Source organism: Parafrankia sp. FMc2, assembly GCF_041008525.1.
Taxonomy (GTDB): domain Bacteria; phylum Actinomycetota; class Actinomycetes; order Frankiales; family Frankiaceae; genus Parafrankia.
The window spans coordinates 1-15,205 of record NZ_JBFLUG010000160.1 but is presented as its reverse complement, the minus strand read 5'-3'; the positions used below and the strand labels follow the sequence as shown (position 1 = coordinate 15,205).

General features: G+C 68.7%; 8 protein-coding genes and 5 pseudogenes. 4 read left to right on the top strand and 9 right to left on the bottom strand.

From position 1 onward, the window contains the following. Positions 1 to 71 precede the first annotated feature (71 nt). A pseudogene (locus AB1460_RS31395) lies at positions 72 to 1,163 on the top strand (IS110 family transposase). A 60-nt stretch (positions 1,164 to 1,223) separates the two neighbouring features. Here AB1460_RS31395 and AB1460_RS31390 read toward each other — a convergent pair. Continuing rightward, a complete protein-coding gene (locus AB1460_RS31390; protein WP_368965699.1) occupies positions 1,224 to 2,240 on the bottom strand; it encodes a phosphotransferase in 1,017 nt (338 codons plus the stop codon). A gap of 309 nt (positions 2,241 to 2,549) precedes the next feature. Beyond that, a pseudogene (locus tag AB1460_RS31385) lies at positions 2,550 to 3,939 on the bottom strand (IS1380 family transposase). Positions 3,940 to 4,019: 80 nt separating this feature from the next. Between AB1460_RS31385 and AB1460_RS31380 the strand changes: the two are divergent. Further along, a pseudogene (locus AB1460_RS31380) lies at positions 4,020 to 4,652 on the top strand (transposase); the annotation flags it as partial. Between the two features lie 83 nt (positions 4,653 to 4,735). Here AB1460_RS31380 and AB1460_RS31375 read toward each other — a convergent pair. From AB1460_RS31375 to AB1460_RS31345, 7 genes are all read right to left on the bottom strand, one after another. Then, complete coding sequence (locus AB1460_RS31375; RefSeq protein ID WP_368965698.1) at positions 4,736 to 5,983, bottom strand: cytochrome P450; 1,248 nt, start codon at positions 5,981 to 5,983, stop codon at positions 4,736 to 4,738. A gap of 24 nt (positions 5,984 to 6,007) precedes the next feature. Next, positions 6,008 to 7,201: a MalY/PatB family protein gene (locus AB1460_RS31370; protein WP_368965697.1), complete on the bottom strand. Its 1,194-nt coding sequence runs from the start codon at positions 7,199 to 7,201 to the stop codon at positions 6,008 to 6,010. An 8-nt stretch (positions 7,202 to 7,209) separates the two neighbouring features. Then, entirely contained in the window at positions 7,210 to 8,232 is a 1,023-nt protein-coding gene (locus AB1460_RS31365) for an aldo/keto reductase (protein ID WP_368965696.1), read from the bottom strand. Continuing rightward, complete coding sequence (locus AB1460_RS31360) at positions 8,229 to 9,884, bottom strand: carbamoyltransferase (protein WP_368965695.1); 1,656 nt, start codon at positions 9,882 to 9,884, stop codon at positions 8,229 to 8,231. The genes AB1460_RS31365 and AB1460_RS31360 overlap by 4 nt, the downstream gene beginning before the upstream one ends. Continuing rightward, entirely contained in the window at positions 9,881 to 10,906 is a 1,026-nt protein-coding gene (locus AB1460_RS31355) for a class I SAM-dependent methyltransferase (RefSeq protein WP_368965694.1), read from the bottom strand. The genes AB1460_RS31360 and AB1460_RS31355 overlap by 4 nt, the downstream gene beginning before the upstream one ends. 151 nt (positions 10,907 to 11,057) lie before the next feature. Continuing rightward, a complete protein-coding gene (locus tag AB1460_RS31350) occupies positions 11,058 to 11,960 on the bottom strand; it encodes a hypothetical protein (RefSeq protein ID WP_368965693.1) in 903 nt (300 codons plus the stop codon). Positions 11,961 to 12,050: 90 nt separating this feature from the next. Continuing rightward, positions 12,051 to 12,920 (bottom strand): phytanoyl-CoA dioxygenase family protein, encoded by an 870-nt coding sequence (locus AB1460_RS31345; RefSeq protein ID WP_368965692.1) that lies wholly within the window; start codon positions 12,918 to 12,920, stop codon positions 12,051 to 12,053. Positions 12,921 to 13,509: 589 nt separating this feature from the next. Between AB1460_RS31345 and AB1460_RS31340 the strand changes: the two are divergent. Both AB1460_RS31340 and AB1460_RS31335 read left to right on the top strand, forming a co-directional pair. Next, positions 13,510 to 14,052: pseudogene (locus AB1460_RS31340) on the top strand (helix-turn-helix domain-containing protein); the annotation flags it as partial. Positions 14,053 to 14,151: 99 nt separating this feature from the next. After that, positions 14,152 to 14,432, top strand: a pseudogene (locus AB1460_RS31335) (IS6 family transposase); the annotation flags it as partial. Positions 14,433 to 15,205: the final 773 nt, after the last annotated feature.

Here is a 15,205-nt window from a genome sequence, read left to right as displayed (position 1 = left end):
TGACCGCCCTGCCGGCCCGGCGACGGCTACCCGTTCCGAACCAAGCAGGAGACAGATAGTCCATGGTCAGGATGCATCAGCCTGGGAACCCAGACCAGCCCACCGCCGGTGGTGAGGTCGTTCTCGGTGTCGACACCCACAAGGATGTCCACGTCGCCGCGGTCCTCACCCCGGTTGGGGCGCTGCTGGGCAGCGCGACCTTCCCGACGACCGCTGACGGCTATGCACAGCTGCTGGCCTGGGCGCGTGAGTACGGGACCGTCCGTCGGGCTGGAGTCGAGGGCACCGGCTCCTACGGCGCGGCCCTGACCCGGCATCTGCGTGCGGCCGGTGTCACCGTGGCCGAGGTCAACCGGCCCGACCGCGCCGCTCGCCGGCGCCGAGGCAAGACCGACGCATGGGATGGGCGAGGCGGCCGCCCGTGCCGTCCTGGCCGGCCAGGCCACCGCGGCCACGAAGACCGGCGACGGACCCGTGGAGATGGCCCGGATGTTCCGGCTGGCCAAGGCCTCCGCGGTCAAGGCACGCATCAGGCGATCAACCAGCTCAAGGCCGTTCTGGTCCGCACCGACCCTGGCCTGTCCGAATCCCTCGCCGGGCTGGGCCGCACCACGCTCGTCCGTCGATGCGCCGCGCTCGACGAGGTCGAGCCGACCGACACGGCCACGGCCACGGCCACGGCCACCCGCTATACGCTGCGCCAGCTCGCGACCCGGATCGTGGCGCTCACCGCCGAGATCGACGACCTCAACCGCCGGTTGGCTGCCGTGCTCAACCGCCACGCACCCGCCCTGCTCGCCAGGGTCGGCATCGGACCGGACACCGCCGCGGCGCTGCTCATCGTCGCCGGCGACAACCCGCGACGGCTGACCAGCGACCGATCCTTCGCGGCACTGTGCGGGGTGAGCCCGATCGAGGCCTCGTCCGGGAAGACCCGCCGACACCGCCTCAACCGCGGCAGCGACCGCCAGGCCAACGCAGCCCTGCACCGCATCGTCATCACCCGGCTGCGCCGCGACCCCCGCACCCGCGCCTACCAGCAACGACGCCTCGCCGAAGGCAAAACCCCACACGACATCGTCCGCTGCCTCAAACGCTACATCGCCCGCGAGATCTACAACGCCATCCCACGCACCAGCCCACCGGTCACCGCGGCTACTTGACAACACAGGGGCGTCAGCGCCACGCAACAGACCCCCGCGGCTCCGATCGGCAACGCGCGTTCAGGAAACCCTGGCGGCTATCTGGTCGAGCGCGGCGTGGGCGTCGAGTTCGACCGCGGCGACGGCGTGTCGGTGGACGAGCGCCTGGCAGACGTCGAACGGCTGGGATCCGCCGTCGGAACCGAGCGTGGCCAGCCACATCGCCAGTCCCCAGACGGGGGAGGCCCGGTACCAGGTCCAGGCGTCGTCCGCGCTGAGACCGCGATCCAGGGTGGTCCGGTAGTTCTCGATCAGGCCGCGCTCTGCCGCGCGACGATCTGCCGGGACGAGTGCCCCCTGGACGAAATAGCCCACGTCCTGTGACCAGTTGCCGCGGTGGGCGACCTGCCAGTCGAGGAAGCCGACCGAGTCGTCGGGCAGTACGTAGGTGTTGCCGATGTGCGCGTCGCCGTGCAGGAAAGTCAACGGATCGCGCCCGAGGACCGTCAGGTACCGTGCGAACTGGTCGACGAAGTAGTCGCTGGAGCAGCCGTCCAGTTCGGGAGGCATCAGGCCGGTCATCCGCTCCAGCCCCCGCGCGGCCCCGCCCCGCAGCACCTCGGTGAACTCGGTGCTGTCGCCCCAGGTCCGCACCCACGCGAGTCTCGGTTCGCTCCGGGCGGTGAGCCGCCAGAACCGCGCGTGCATCGCGGCCAGCCCGAGCACCCCGTTGGTCACCTGTTCGATGGTGTAGGGCCTGGTCGAATCTCGGGGGTCGGCGCCACGGCGGGTGACATCCTCCATCACGACCAACCAGTCCAGGGCCGGCTCGTCGATCAGTGCCGCATACGTGGCGGGATGATCCAGGTGCAACGGCACGCCGGAGCCGAGCAACCGCACCTCGTTGAACAGGTTCCCGTTGCGGGCGTGGGTCTCGCGGTAGTTTCCCTCCGCCTTGACGAACACGATCTCGGGGCCGCTGCCCTCGGCGTAGGTCAGGCCGAAGCGGGCCCGGCGGTTGTTCCCGTCCGACTGCCACAACAGCTCGACCGCGCCGACCCGCGCACCCGAAGACGAAACGTGGAGAGCCGCCGTCATCCACTCGGGCGTCACTTCGTCCCAACGGGTGGGAATCCGCAAGGTTCCCCCTTCCGATCCGACCGCGGTGGTTGGCTGACCTGGCCAGCCAACCACAGATCGCCAACTGAGTGTGCGTTCACTAGACTCGATCTTTCATGGGGTGGGATCCGCTGATCGCGGAGTGTCTCCCCAGCCTTGTTGATGTTGAGTTGTGGGCTGGGTCTGGTTCGGGTCATGGCTGGCTGCCCCGCTGTCGCGTGGGGTCGGCGCCCGGTCCACGTCCGGGTGGTCCTTCGGGCTGGGGGTGAGGGGCAGTCGGTGGCCTGGCTATCCGGGTGCTGGCAGTGCACGCAGCCGGGTGATCGCTGTGACGGCCAGTGCGGTCCACGGATGATGTGCGGGTAGGTGCACCACGAGGCGGCGGGCGTGGTGGGCGATCCGGCCGGGGAGGCGGAAGATCCGGTGGCGTAGCCGTTTCGGTTCCCAGCGGCGGGCCTGTTCGCCGGTGAGCGCGAGGATCTGAGCCCGGGCAGTCAGTCAGGGCGAGCGCGAGAGCGACGACCGCGCACCAGATCTGGTTCTGTGCGAAGTCGTGCAGGGGCAGGTTCCCCAGGCCGGTGTCCTTCGCACCACGGATCCGGTCCTCGCAGCGGGCGCGGCGGCGGCGGCGGAGTTCGAGGGCGGCGAGCTGGCCGCGGGAGCTGTTCGTCGCGAACGCTGTGATCCGGTTCCCGTCGACGTCGGTGACGCGGAGCTGGGCGCCGGGGTGTGGGCGTTCTTTACGGAGGATGACCCTCATGCCTGGTGGCCAGCTGGACAGGTCGAGGAGCCCGGTCAGTTCCGCGGCCCTCGCCCCGGGGCGAGGGATCCCGCCTGGGTCGTAGGCCGGGGTCCAAGCCTGCTCCGGCAGCGCGGAAATCTGTGCGGCATGGTCGTCGGTGAGGGTGAACCCGACCGAGTAGGCCACCCGCCGCTGGTGCAGCCAGGCGACGAACTCATGGGTGCCTCCACCGCCGTCGGTACGGATCAGGACTTTGCGGCTTCGGCGCAGCCGCCGGGGTAGCTGCGCCAGGGCACCGGTGGTCACGGTGATGTGATCGGCCGCCGTGTTCGATCCGGCGTTGCCGCGGCGCAGCAGCACCGCGGCGGGTTCCCCGGTCCCGTCCGGGCCGTGGTCGATGAACGCCCACAACGGATGGAACCCGAACCCGCGCTTGAATGTCGGTTTCGCCTGTTCCTTCTCCGAATGGGCGGTGACCAGGGTCGCGTCCAGGTCCACGACCAGCGGATCGTCGGCGCTGGCTGCCTGGCCGGGGGCGTGCGTCTCCGCAAGGGCCCACACCTGTTCCCGGGCGGTCGCCACCGCGTGGAACACCCCGGCCAGGACCCGGTCGACATCGACGGCGAGCCGGTCGATGGTCCGGGACACCGTGGGATCCGACGCCACCGCACCGAACAGGCCGGGCTCGGCGCGCAGCAGATCGATGTCGGCCAGGCAGTCCCCGCCGAGCGCGAGGCCGACCGCGAGATCGGTGAGGACCTTCACCGGATCATGGATGGCCGTCGGTGCCCGCCACGGCGCCAGCGCCTCGGACAACACGGCCCCCAGCCCGGACACCCGGACCGTCTCGGTCAGCAGCAACCCACCCGCCGACGACACGACACCACGTCCCGCCGCATCGACGGGAACAGACGGGTACACACCAGTAAGCTTCACCGCGAAGGTGCTCCTTGGTACGGGATCGATCAGGCCCTCAGCAAGCCCGATCCTCCCTGATCAGGAGCACTTTCCCGTTTATCCCCACCCAACAGACGATCACCCCGGTGAAAGCCCGAGGTGAGGTCGCGGTGCTGCGCCGTACCCAGCCCAAGCCCCGGTGGGACTGGGCAGACCGGGCGGTCCTCGCCGCACTCATCCGACTCCTACCCAAGACGCTGCGAACACACCGGCTGATCACCCCCGGCACCGCCCTCCGGTGGCACCGCCGCCTGATCACACGGACATGGACCCACCCGCAGCGGACCGGACGACCACCGATCAGCCCGGAGATCGCCACGCTGATCAAGCGGCTCGCGACCGAGAACACGACATGGGACTACCAGCGCATCCAGGGCGAGCTGCTCAAGCTCGGCCACCGGGTCGGCGCGTCCACGATCCGCCGGGTCCTGACGTCCCTGGGTCTCCCACCGGCGCCCAGGCGGCAGACCGACGCGACGTGGCGGCAGTTCCTGCGCACGCAGGCATCGACCATGCTGGCCGTGGACTTCTTCCCTGTGGACTGCGCCGTGACGCTGCGACGTCTGTACTGCTTCTTCGTCCTGGAAGTCGGTACCCGCACCGTCCACATCGTCGGAGTCACCGCCCACCCCGACGGACCGTGGACCACCCGACAAGCCCGGAACCTCCTCCTGGACCTCGGCGACCGGGCCGGTGGATGGTTCGCTGGAAGCCTGTGATCGACGCTTTCACGATCACGTTCCGTGACCGCTGGCCGTCCGCCGAGTCCTACTGATCAAACCTGCCGAAACACCGTTGGCGACACAGTCCCACCACAGTCCCGCGGCATGGTGGACAGCAGTACCAGGTTCTCCGGAGTGTGCAGGTAAAGAGCATCGCTCCACCGCAGGGTCGACGGGTCGTGGACCAACCGGGGAAAGTGGCGCAGGAGCGCTTCGAGTGCGATCGCCGCCTCCATCCGGGCGAGGCCGATCCCGACGCAGGTGTGCTCGCCCGTGCCGAACGCGAGATGTCGGTTCGGGCGCCGGTCGACATGGAAGACGTCGGGTTCAGCGAAGGCCTCCGGGTCGCGGTTGGCGGAGCTGATCGCCAGTAGCAGCGCGGCACCGCGCTCGACGGTGACGCCGTCGATCGTCATCGGTTCGTAGGTCGTCCGGATCGCGACGCAGGCGGGCGCGTCGTACCGCAGAACCTCCTCGACCGCCATGGGCAGCAGTTCAGGATGCGCGCGCAGTCGGTCAGCCTGGTCGGGGACACCAGCGAGCGCGAGCACCCCGTTGGCGATCAGGCCCGTGATCGTGTCATTCCCGGACAGGTACAACAGCAGTACCGTGGCGATCAGCTGCTCGGGACTCAGCAGGCCTTTGTTCGCGTCGACGAGTCGACGCAGGAATCCGTCGGGGTGAGAGCCCCGGTCCGCCCGCACCGCGTCCCACAGCAGTCCGGCGAGTTCCTCCAGGGCCGCGTCACCGGCCTGACGCGCCGGTGCGGCGGCGTTAGGTTCCAGGACCGCCGCGATCGCCCGGGACAGCTGCGCCAGCCGGTCGGTGTCCAGGTCGGTCAGCCCGAGGACCCGGACGATCACGGCGACCGGGAACGGTCTGGCGAAGTCCCGCAGGAGATCGAACTGTCCGTCCGACGGCGCGTGGGTGAGAAGGTCGTTGGCGGTCTGGCACAGCTCGGCTCGCAGGCCGTGGACCGCCCGGTGGGTGAAACCCGGCAGGACCAGCTGACGCCATTGCCTGTGCATCGTCGGGAGCCGGCACTCCATCCACTGCTCGATGTAGTACTCGGCGAGCCCGTCCGGGCCATAAGGACGTTGCGCCCCATAGGTACTCAGCCGACGTAGGTCCTTGCCCACCCGCGGATCAGCGAGCAGCCGGCCGACCTCCCGGTGGCTCACGACGATCCACGCACCGCTGACGTCCCGGTGCAGCGGCCCGGCCCCGCGCAGGTCAGACCAGGCTGGGAAAGGATCTGTTCGGAAGGACGGAGCAGCGAAATCAATCGTCTGTACCGGCATCGGCGCTTCCTCCGCGACGGGACGTCACCCGGGCCGGCCCTCAGACGCCCGTCCGGGCGATCGCGAGGGCGGCTGGTCGGCCAGGGTCTGGCAGGTCACGGCGATGGCGTCCAGCGCCTGGGCCAGGACGTCGGGCGGGCAGGCGAACGACAGCCGCACCCGCCGTCCCGAGTCGTCCCCGAAAGGCGTTCCGTCGGCCAGGTCGACTCCAGCGCGCAGGAGCTCCGCACGCACGTCACCCGTCGCCGCGAGTGCGCCGCGTGCCCGCAGCCAGCCGAGGTACGTCCCCTCGGGGGGTCGTCCCGCAAGCATCGGGATGTGCTGGCGCAGCCGGCTGAACAGCAGGTCGCGGTTCGCGGCCAGCATGTTGATCACTGCGTCGAGCCATTTCTCGCCGTGGTCCCAGGCCGCGGCGCTGGCCACCGCGCCCACGACCGTGGTGGTGCCGGTGAGCGATGCCGGCAGCTGGGCGAGCCGGCGCGCGAGCTCCGCCGAGCCGGCGATCGCCGCTGCGCAGCGCAGTCCGGCCAGGTTGAACGCCTTGCTCGCCGACAGGACCGTGACGGTCCTGTCGGCGACCTCCGCTCCGGCCGCGAGCATGAAGGGAACGTGCCGGACGCCGGGGTAGACGATGTCGGCGAAGATCTCGTCTGAGAGCACCTGGACGGGACTGTCCCGGAGGTGCTCGGCCAGCGCCCGGAGCTCCGGCGCGGTGAACACGCGTCCGGTCGGGTTGTGCGGGGTGTTCAGGATCAGCAGCGTCGGTCGTTCCCGGCCCAGCACGGTCGCGAGCGCCGCCAGGTCGAAGCGGTAGCCGTCCTCCTCGCCGAGCAGCGGCCAGCGCACCGCCTGCCGTCCCAGCTGGCTCACCGCGCGCAGCATCGGTGGGTAGGTCGGGGTCAGCACCACCACCGCGTCGCCGGGTTCCGTCAGCGTCAGGACGACGGCGGCGGTCGCGTGCAGCACGCCCGAGTACCACCCGTAGTTCCGTTCCTCGGTGGCCCAGCCGTAACGCCGCCGAGCCCAGTGCCGAAGACTCTCGGTGGCGAAGTCAAAGCCTGCCGGGTAGCCGAGATGCCCCCCTGCCAGATACCGCGTGGCCATCTCGGTGACGCAATCGGGCGGTGGGTACTCCATCTCCGCCAGCCACATGGCCAGTGCCCCCGGAGCGGTCTCCCGTGCGGACAGGGAATGTTCCCGTCGCTGGAACGTGGGCATCCGCTGCGTTACCACGGCTCGAAGCGGGCGACAAAGGACTCCGGATAGCCCCAGTCGGGTTCCGACACCTTGTCCAGGCGCGCGATCTCGTCAGTGGTGAGGCGAACTCCCGCCGCCACCAGGTTCTCTCGTAGCTGGTCCTCGGTGCGTGCCCCGATCACCACGCTGGCCACCGGGCGCCGGGCCAGCAGCCAGGCGAGCGAGACCGCGCTCACCGGCACCTGGTGCGCGTTCGCCACCTCTCGCAGCTCGGCCAGGACAGCCCAGTTGCGTGCGGAGTCGTAGCGGGTGAACTCGTCACGCCACTCCCCCAGTCGGCTGCCCGCCACCGGCTCCACGCCTCGGTCGTACTTGCCACTGAGGAAGCCACGCGCCAGCGGGCTGTAGACGGCCACCCCGAGCCCGAGATGACGAGCCGCCGGCACGAGCTCCCGTTCGACGTCCCGGCTGACCGCCGACCACGGCACCTGCAGGGCCACCGGCGGTTCCCATGCCCGCGCCCGCGCGGTGAGAACGGCCTCGGCCACCCGGTACGCCATGAAGTTCGACAGTCCCAGATAGCGGACTTTGCCCTGGCGGATCAGCATGTCCGTGGCAGACAGGGTTTCCTCGATCGGTACGGACCTGTCCTGCATGTGGAGCCACAGAACGTCGACACGATCGGTGCCCAGGCGGCGCAGCGAGGCCTCGACGGACCGGACGACCGCCGTGCGTGAGAGACCGTAGCTGCTTGAGGGCGGCAGACCTTCACCCACGTGCCCGGAGGTCGGGAACCGTGCCTTCGTGCAGATCATGACATCGTCGCGCCGCCGCCGGAGCAGCTGTCCGAGCAGCTGCTCGCTCTCGCCGTAGACGTTGGCGGTGTCGAACGTGTCGATGCCGGCGTCCAGGGCGAGCGCGACGATGCGGGCCGCCTCCGTCGCATCCGACCCGATGGCCCCGAACGCCTCGGTACCGCCGAAGGTCATACCGCCGAGGCTCAGCGCGCTGAACCGCAGCCCCGACCGCCCCACCCCGCGTCGGCTGATCATCCGGCGTCGACGTGCTTCTCGACCAGGAAGCCGTCGATGCACAGCACACTGACCGGCGATTCCACGAAAGCGCGCACCGCGTCCACGGGAGTCTCCACGATCGGCTCCCCGCGCAGGTTGAACGAGGTGTTGATGACCATCGGGACACCGGTAAGCCGCTGGAACTCCGACAGCAGTTCGTGCACCGCCGGATTATCCGCGTTGGAGAGAGTCTGCACGCGGGCGGAACCGTCGGCGTGCACGATGGCCGGTGCCAGCTCCCGGGTGCGCGCCCGTACGGTCGGGGTGAACAACATGTAGGGCGAGCGACCGCAGTCGAACCAGTCGCAGGCCTCCTTCTCCAGCACCATCGGGGCCAGCGGGCGGAAGGCCTCGCGCGACTTCACCGCCGCGTTGATGCTCTCCCGGGTGGTGACCGAGCGAGGATCACCGAAGATGCTGCGGTGCCCCAGGGCCCGCGGGCCGATCTCCGACCCCTCCTGGAACCACATGACCAGCTCGCCGGCGGCGATGTGGGCCGCAGCGCGTTCCGCGCACGTCCGCAGGCCGATCTCCCTCACGGTGGCGATGCCGCCGACGGCGTCCAATGCGGCCAGGGTCTCGCCTCTCGGGTAGGAGCGACCCAGGCAGGGGGTCACCAGGCCCTGCGCCGGCCCACCGCCGTACAGGACGTGCGCGCCGAAGTAGGCGGCGCCCATCGCGATCCCGTTGTCGGCCGCGGCCGGGAACACCGAGACCGTCGAGAAACCCGCGGTGTCGAGCACCTTCTGGTTCGCCACGCAGTTCAGCGCGACACCGCCCGCCATGCACAACGTCCGGGCGCCGGTCAGTTCGCGGGCGCGGCGCGCGTAGAAGATCATGATCTGTTCCAGCGCGGCCTGGAAGCTCGCCGCCATGTCCGCGCGGTCCTCGATCGCGTCGGAGCGGAAGCTCTGCATCGCCCGCCAGATCGACTCGTTCCGGATTTCGACCTCGTCCGTACCGAATCGGATGTGCTCCAGGATGTGCGGAAGATAGCGGGGACGGCCGTGGCCCGCGAGCCCCATCGCCTTGCCCTCGTCGACCACGCTGAACCCGGACAGCAGCGTCCCGATCCGGTAGAAGATGCCGGCGGAGTTCCTCAGGTGGACGCCGTCCTTCACGCCGCAGACCCGCTCCACGACGTCGAGAGTGGTACCCGAGGCCAGGTAGGTCGTCATCGTCTCGAAGGCATCACCGGAGACGCTGTCCCCGTAGCCGTCCACCACCAGGACGGCCGCGTTCTCCTCCCCCGAGCCGAAGAAGGCGGATGCGGCGTGTGCCAGGTGGTGGTTCAGGAACACCGCCCGGTCCAGCAGCGGGAACGCGGTGTGCAAGGAGCTTCCAATCCACAGCGACACGTCAGACTCGCAGACGCCCGCGGCCGAGAGGCAGTAGTCGACCAGTCGGCGGATGCGTCGCTCGTGGAACTCGCTGGTTCCGCCGTCCAGATCCAGCTCGGTGTACACACCGGCGTCCCAGCGATCAAGGCCCTCGAAATCCAGAGCGTAGCGCTGCCGGGTCAGCCGCTCCTCCTCGATCGCGACGACCGGCTCGGTGCCCCGGAAGAGGCAGGCGGCCCGATCGTGCACCGAGTCGGAGAAACCGATGATGTACCGGTCGTCAACGGTCACTGCCGCACCACCTTCGCTTCCATGATCAGCGAGAACGGCCGCCCTCGCACGGCCGCACCGTTGGCCCAGGAGTAGTCGAGGTTCGGATCCGCAAGACTGGTGTCACCGGCCGAGCAACGCCGGACGTCGGTGAACCCCGCGTCCCTCAGCAGCTCCCCCAGGGTCCGCTCGTCGTAGCCGAACCTGTGCCGGTCGGCCACCCACGGGAACTCCCCGGCCCCCGCGTGGTGCAGGAACGACGCCAGCGGCGTCGGAGCGGGCTCGCGTTCCCACCGCCGCTCGAAGTACTCGAAGAAACCGTCGTCGCCCGCGGCGTAGGCATCGAGGAAGGAACACAGATCGGGGACGGCGACCCGCAGCAGCCCGCCGTCGCCCAGTGTTCGACAGCACTCCCGTAGCACCCGCCGGGCCTCGTCCGGATACTCGACATGCTCCAGGATGTGGGCTAGGTAGACCGCGACCGCGGCCCCGTCGTCGAAGGGCAGCCCGGCGCGGACGTCCAACCGAAGATCCGCGGCAGGATCGCGCAGGTCGACGTTCACCCACCCGGGCAGCCGGTGCGGCCCGCATCCGAGATGCAGACGCAGCGGGTCACCCGACGACGCGATCGCGCGTGCCTGCGTCCGCAGCCGCTCCCGCATTCCGGCCTCCAGCCTGTCCGCCACGTCCCTGACCAGGAGATGGGAGGTGTGAAGAACCAGCCGCGGAAGGGCCTGGTCGCTCCCGAGCACCTCCGAGAGGACAGTGCCGTCCGCCGAACGCAGATGTGCGCGCAGACGGTCGAGCTCGACGAACAGGGTTTGCACCATCTCCGCGGTGCCGTCGTCCGTGTGGTCGCCGGTGCTGCCATCCGTGCCGCCATCCATGTCGCCGACAGGGTCGGCCGCGACCAGCAGCCCCCGCGTCAGCGCAAGGCCGAACACCCCCTCCGCCGCGTTCTGGTGTTCCGCCGGCCAGCGCGTCAGCCAGGACGACGTCGTCCGAGGGTGCCCGAAATGAGCGAGGAGGTCGAGCGTCCACATCGACGGCGAACGGATGACAGCGGCCTCGTTCCGCTCCGTCAGTCGTAGAACTGTGTGGCCCGGCCCGACGCCGATGACCGCGACGTCGGGGCTCCGCCGGAAAAGAAGCCCGTCGCCCCCATGCGTCCCCGCATCACCGGGTCGCTCGTGGTCAGAGTCCCCATGCCGCGGGTCCGTCGGGGGCACTGTAGAACTCCTTCATCTCCTGGTAGCAACTCCGCTGCACGGCGATGAAGGACTCCAGATCACCTTGGATCCGTCGCTGTTCCGCCGACCCGAGGGTTGTCCGCTCAGCAAAGATGACGTCCGCGATCGCGGCGTGCCCCGAATCCTCGTCCTCCAGTTCGTGACCGCGGAAGGGCACGAGTGCGTCGGCCGGAAGAAGGTCCAGCGCGATGATGGCGTCCCACCCCTCCTTGATCGCGGTGTCCGTCTTCGGACTCTCGTTCACGGCGGCACAGACCGCGTAGGACAGGAGATCCGTCGCCGCCAGCGCGCGCAGGAAGTTCACGACGTTCAGCGTCCCGGGAAGAGGCCTGCTGCGCCGTATCGTCGCATCGTCCAGACCCGCCGCCAGCAAACCCCCTCGCAGACCCCGGCCATGCTTGGATTCTTCGTTGAACAATGTCGACAAGGAGTCCCGGACCTCGGGGCTGGCGGTGTGCGCCACCGCCGCGCCGATATGATAGGAGGCCGCGGAGACGAAGTGGAAGGTCTCCACCAGTGAGCCCAGCAGGCGCCGCCGGTGAAGCTGCCCACCAAGCAGGTCCGCGTCCGCGCTCATCGCGGTGCGCAGAGTCCGGCCGGCGGAAACGAGATGCCGCTGAAAGGTTGTTGCCGGGACGTTCTGCTGGCTGCTGTCCCGGACGATCCCGCGTACGTACAACGCGGTGACCGTCGCCGCCACGGTTCCGGGCGGCGCGCCGAGCCGCGCCGCGATCTTCTCGATGGACATACCGCCGTCGCAGAGCTCGAGTATCCGGGCAGTACGGCTGGCCGTCGCTCCGGAGAACCGGTACTCGCACCAGCCCATGTCGATGCGGTCAAGAGACATGCCGGACATTTCGATCGGCACGCACGGCACCGGGACGGCATACCCGGAAAGGACTTCCGCCCCGCTCGGCGACGCCTGCATATTATCCTTTCATACCCGGTCTGAGAGGTCGCTGATCAGTACGGGCGGGTCCAGATCAGGGTCCAGGATCTCCAGCCCGCCCGGGCTGTAGCTGGTGATGGAGACGCGGCGCCGGTGTCTCGAGGTGTTGTGCGCGGAGGCGTGCAGGAGCAGGCTGTGGAAGATCAGGCAGTCACCCGGTTCCAGCGGGATGTAGACGGAGTCCCGCTCGCATGCGGCCGGGTCCACCTGTAGTTCCCAGTTCACCTTCTGATGCTCGACCACGCGCCGGTGGGAGCCCGGAACCACCTGGAGGCAGCCGTTCTCCGGCGACGAGCGGTCGATGGCGATCATCGCACTCACCAGGTTCATCGGACGAAACGGCCAGTACACGGCATCCTGGTGCCAGGGTTTCTCCTGGCCCACCTCGGCCGCCTTGAACATGATCGCGTCGCGATACAGTTCGACGCGGTCACCGAGAATCAGGTGAAGGGCGTCGATCAGCGCCGGATGCTCGACCAGGCAGTGGCACAGCGCGGCGGAGAGCTGCGAGAAGCCCGTCACCTTGCGCACCACTGTCCCACCGGCCGGGCCCGGCCGGTCCTCGAGATCGTATGAGGGGGCCCGAGGGTTCCGCTTCCCTATCACGCGTACGTTCGGAATTCCCTCCCAGCCGGCGATCATCTGGTCGATCCCCCTGGAGCAGAACTCGACCTCGGACGGAGAGAGAAGACCAGGAAGAACGGTCATACCGTTCCTGGCGAAATAGCTGGCATGCCCCTGGGATCGGAGCGTGTCGTGATCTGCCCAGACGGCCGGCGCACGGCCGACGCGGGTCCCGCTGGCAGTCAACGGTAACCTCCCCGCTCTCCCGTGGTTCCTGACGTGAAACGTGACCATGCCTGGCGCGAGGCCCTCCGCTGTCGCGACAAGGGCGCGGGAACGATCTACGGGGAGATCCTGGATCGGTGCACGAAGAACCAGGATGCGGCCAGAACTGCTTCGTCGACCCTGGGATCAGGGCCGACGAAGCAGTTCACAGTGTGCGAGCAGACCCTCGGCGACGAACCGAGAACCGCCGACTAGAGTCGAGTGAGAGGGTCGTACGCGCAGGTCTTCGGCACGCTAACGATCTCCTCCGATTCGGCGTCGGACCACAGAGTGTTGATACTTGGGCCAATCTGGTCGATGGCGACCTGACCGTCGTATCCGAGTTCCTCATCCACCATTGTGTTACCTCCCCTTCGGTAGCATCACATGAATATCGTCAACGATCATAGGGAGTCAATCTGCACGCTCGGAGCAGTAGTTTAGTGTCCGATTTCTGACAATGATCAGAGTATCGGTTACTTTCTCCTCCGAGGCAGAGGTCGGCCTGTGAACCCGACAACCGCCTGCAACGGCTGGTCGTGTGGGGTGCCAGAAGTGCGCCTGGGTCTGTGAGCTGGGGCGGTGCGGCCGTACGGGGCCGGCGGGATGATGGTCAGCTATGTCCATCCGCCTGCTCTACCTGATCTTCGTGCGGGTGTGTGGCTGGCTGGTTCTCCTCGGCCGTTCGTCGGTGTCGAAGAACATCGAGCTGCTGGTGCTGCGGCATGAGGTCGCGGTGCTGCGCCGTAGCCAGCCCAAGCCGCGGTGGGACTGGGCGGACCGGGCGGTCCTCGCCGCACTGATCAGGTTTCTCCCCAAGACGCTGCAAGCCCACCGGCTGATCACCCCTGGGACCGTTCTGCGGTGGCACCGCCGTCTGATCACACGGACATGGACCCATCCGCAGCGGATGGGACGACCTCCGGTCAGCGCGGAGATCGCCGCACTGATCAAGCGGCTCGCGACCGAGAACACGACGTGGGGGTACCAGCGGATCCAGGGCGAGCTCCTCACGCTCGGCCACCGGGTGAGCGCGTCCACGATCCGCCGGGTCCTGCCATCCCTCGGGCTGCCCCAGGCACTGAAACGCCAGACCGACACGACCTGGCGGCAGTTCCTGCGCACCCAGGCCTCGACCATGCTGGCCGTCGACTTCTTCCACGCACCATGAACTCACAGTTGCATCGGCCGTGACGGGCACCGGGCCGGCGGCCGGGATGATCCACCGATGGGTCGAGGTGCGGTCGCTCCGCCGGTGCCGGTGTCGGAGTTCGCTGGGTTCCGGTTCCCGCCGGAGGTGATCGTGCTGACGGTTCGCTGGTACCTGCGGTTCGCGCTGTCGCACCGGGACGTCGAGGAGCTGCTCGCGGAACGCGGCATCGAGGTTGATCACCTGACAGGCTCGTACCGATGGGCGCAGCGCTTCACGCCCCTGCTGGTCGAGCCAGCGCGGCCATGCCGGCACCGACCCGGCGACAGGTGGTTCGCGTCGATGCAACGTATGCGAAAGTCGCCGGCCGATGGACCTACCTGTACCGTGCCGGCAGCAGGGGCGCGGTAGTACACTCGAAGCGGTCGATGGCTGCCGGAGATCCACAGTTGTCCCAGGAGTCGGCCCGGTGTGCACATCGTGAACCCGGACGGCGAACCACCACCCGGCAGCCGCCGACACCCCGCGGCACGCAGAACACCCGTGACCTGCACAAACACACACCTGGCGGCACCGTGCGACACTAGCCGACAGGCCGACCTACGGGCTTTTAACCGGTGAGTTCAGGGTTCGAGTCCCTGACGGCCCACGGCGAGAGGCAGTTTCTGCATATTCGCGATGGAGTCCAGTGGCCTTCTCTGCAGGCCTCGGAGATTGTTGCCAACAATCTCTGCGACACCCCGCCCCCGTTCCTGGCGACACCGTCGAGTTCCATCGCGTGCTGGGCAGTAGGCCAGACCTTTCTGCAGAAAACGACCTCCAGTCAGACTGAACAAGCAAGGATTGCCTGACAGCGATCCACACCGACAGGAGACATCTCATCGCTATTCCTACTACGACCCCTTTCTCCGAACCGGAAGCAGCGCAGCCGCTGCCGCACCGGGCAGCGCCGCCCCTGACGAACGCGCTCTTCCAGGCACCTGACTTCGGCCCGTCCCAGCCGGATGCGCCCGACGCACCCGACCTGACGAGCCCCGAACCCGCTGAACACCGCCCATACCGCCGCACCGCCCGGCCAGCGGACGGGAACGGACACCGGCTCGCTTCCGCTCCAGGAGAGTGACCGGGGCTGAGCCGGGTCAGGGCTGGCGGGGGTGGCGCTGGG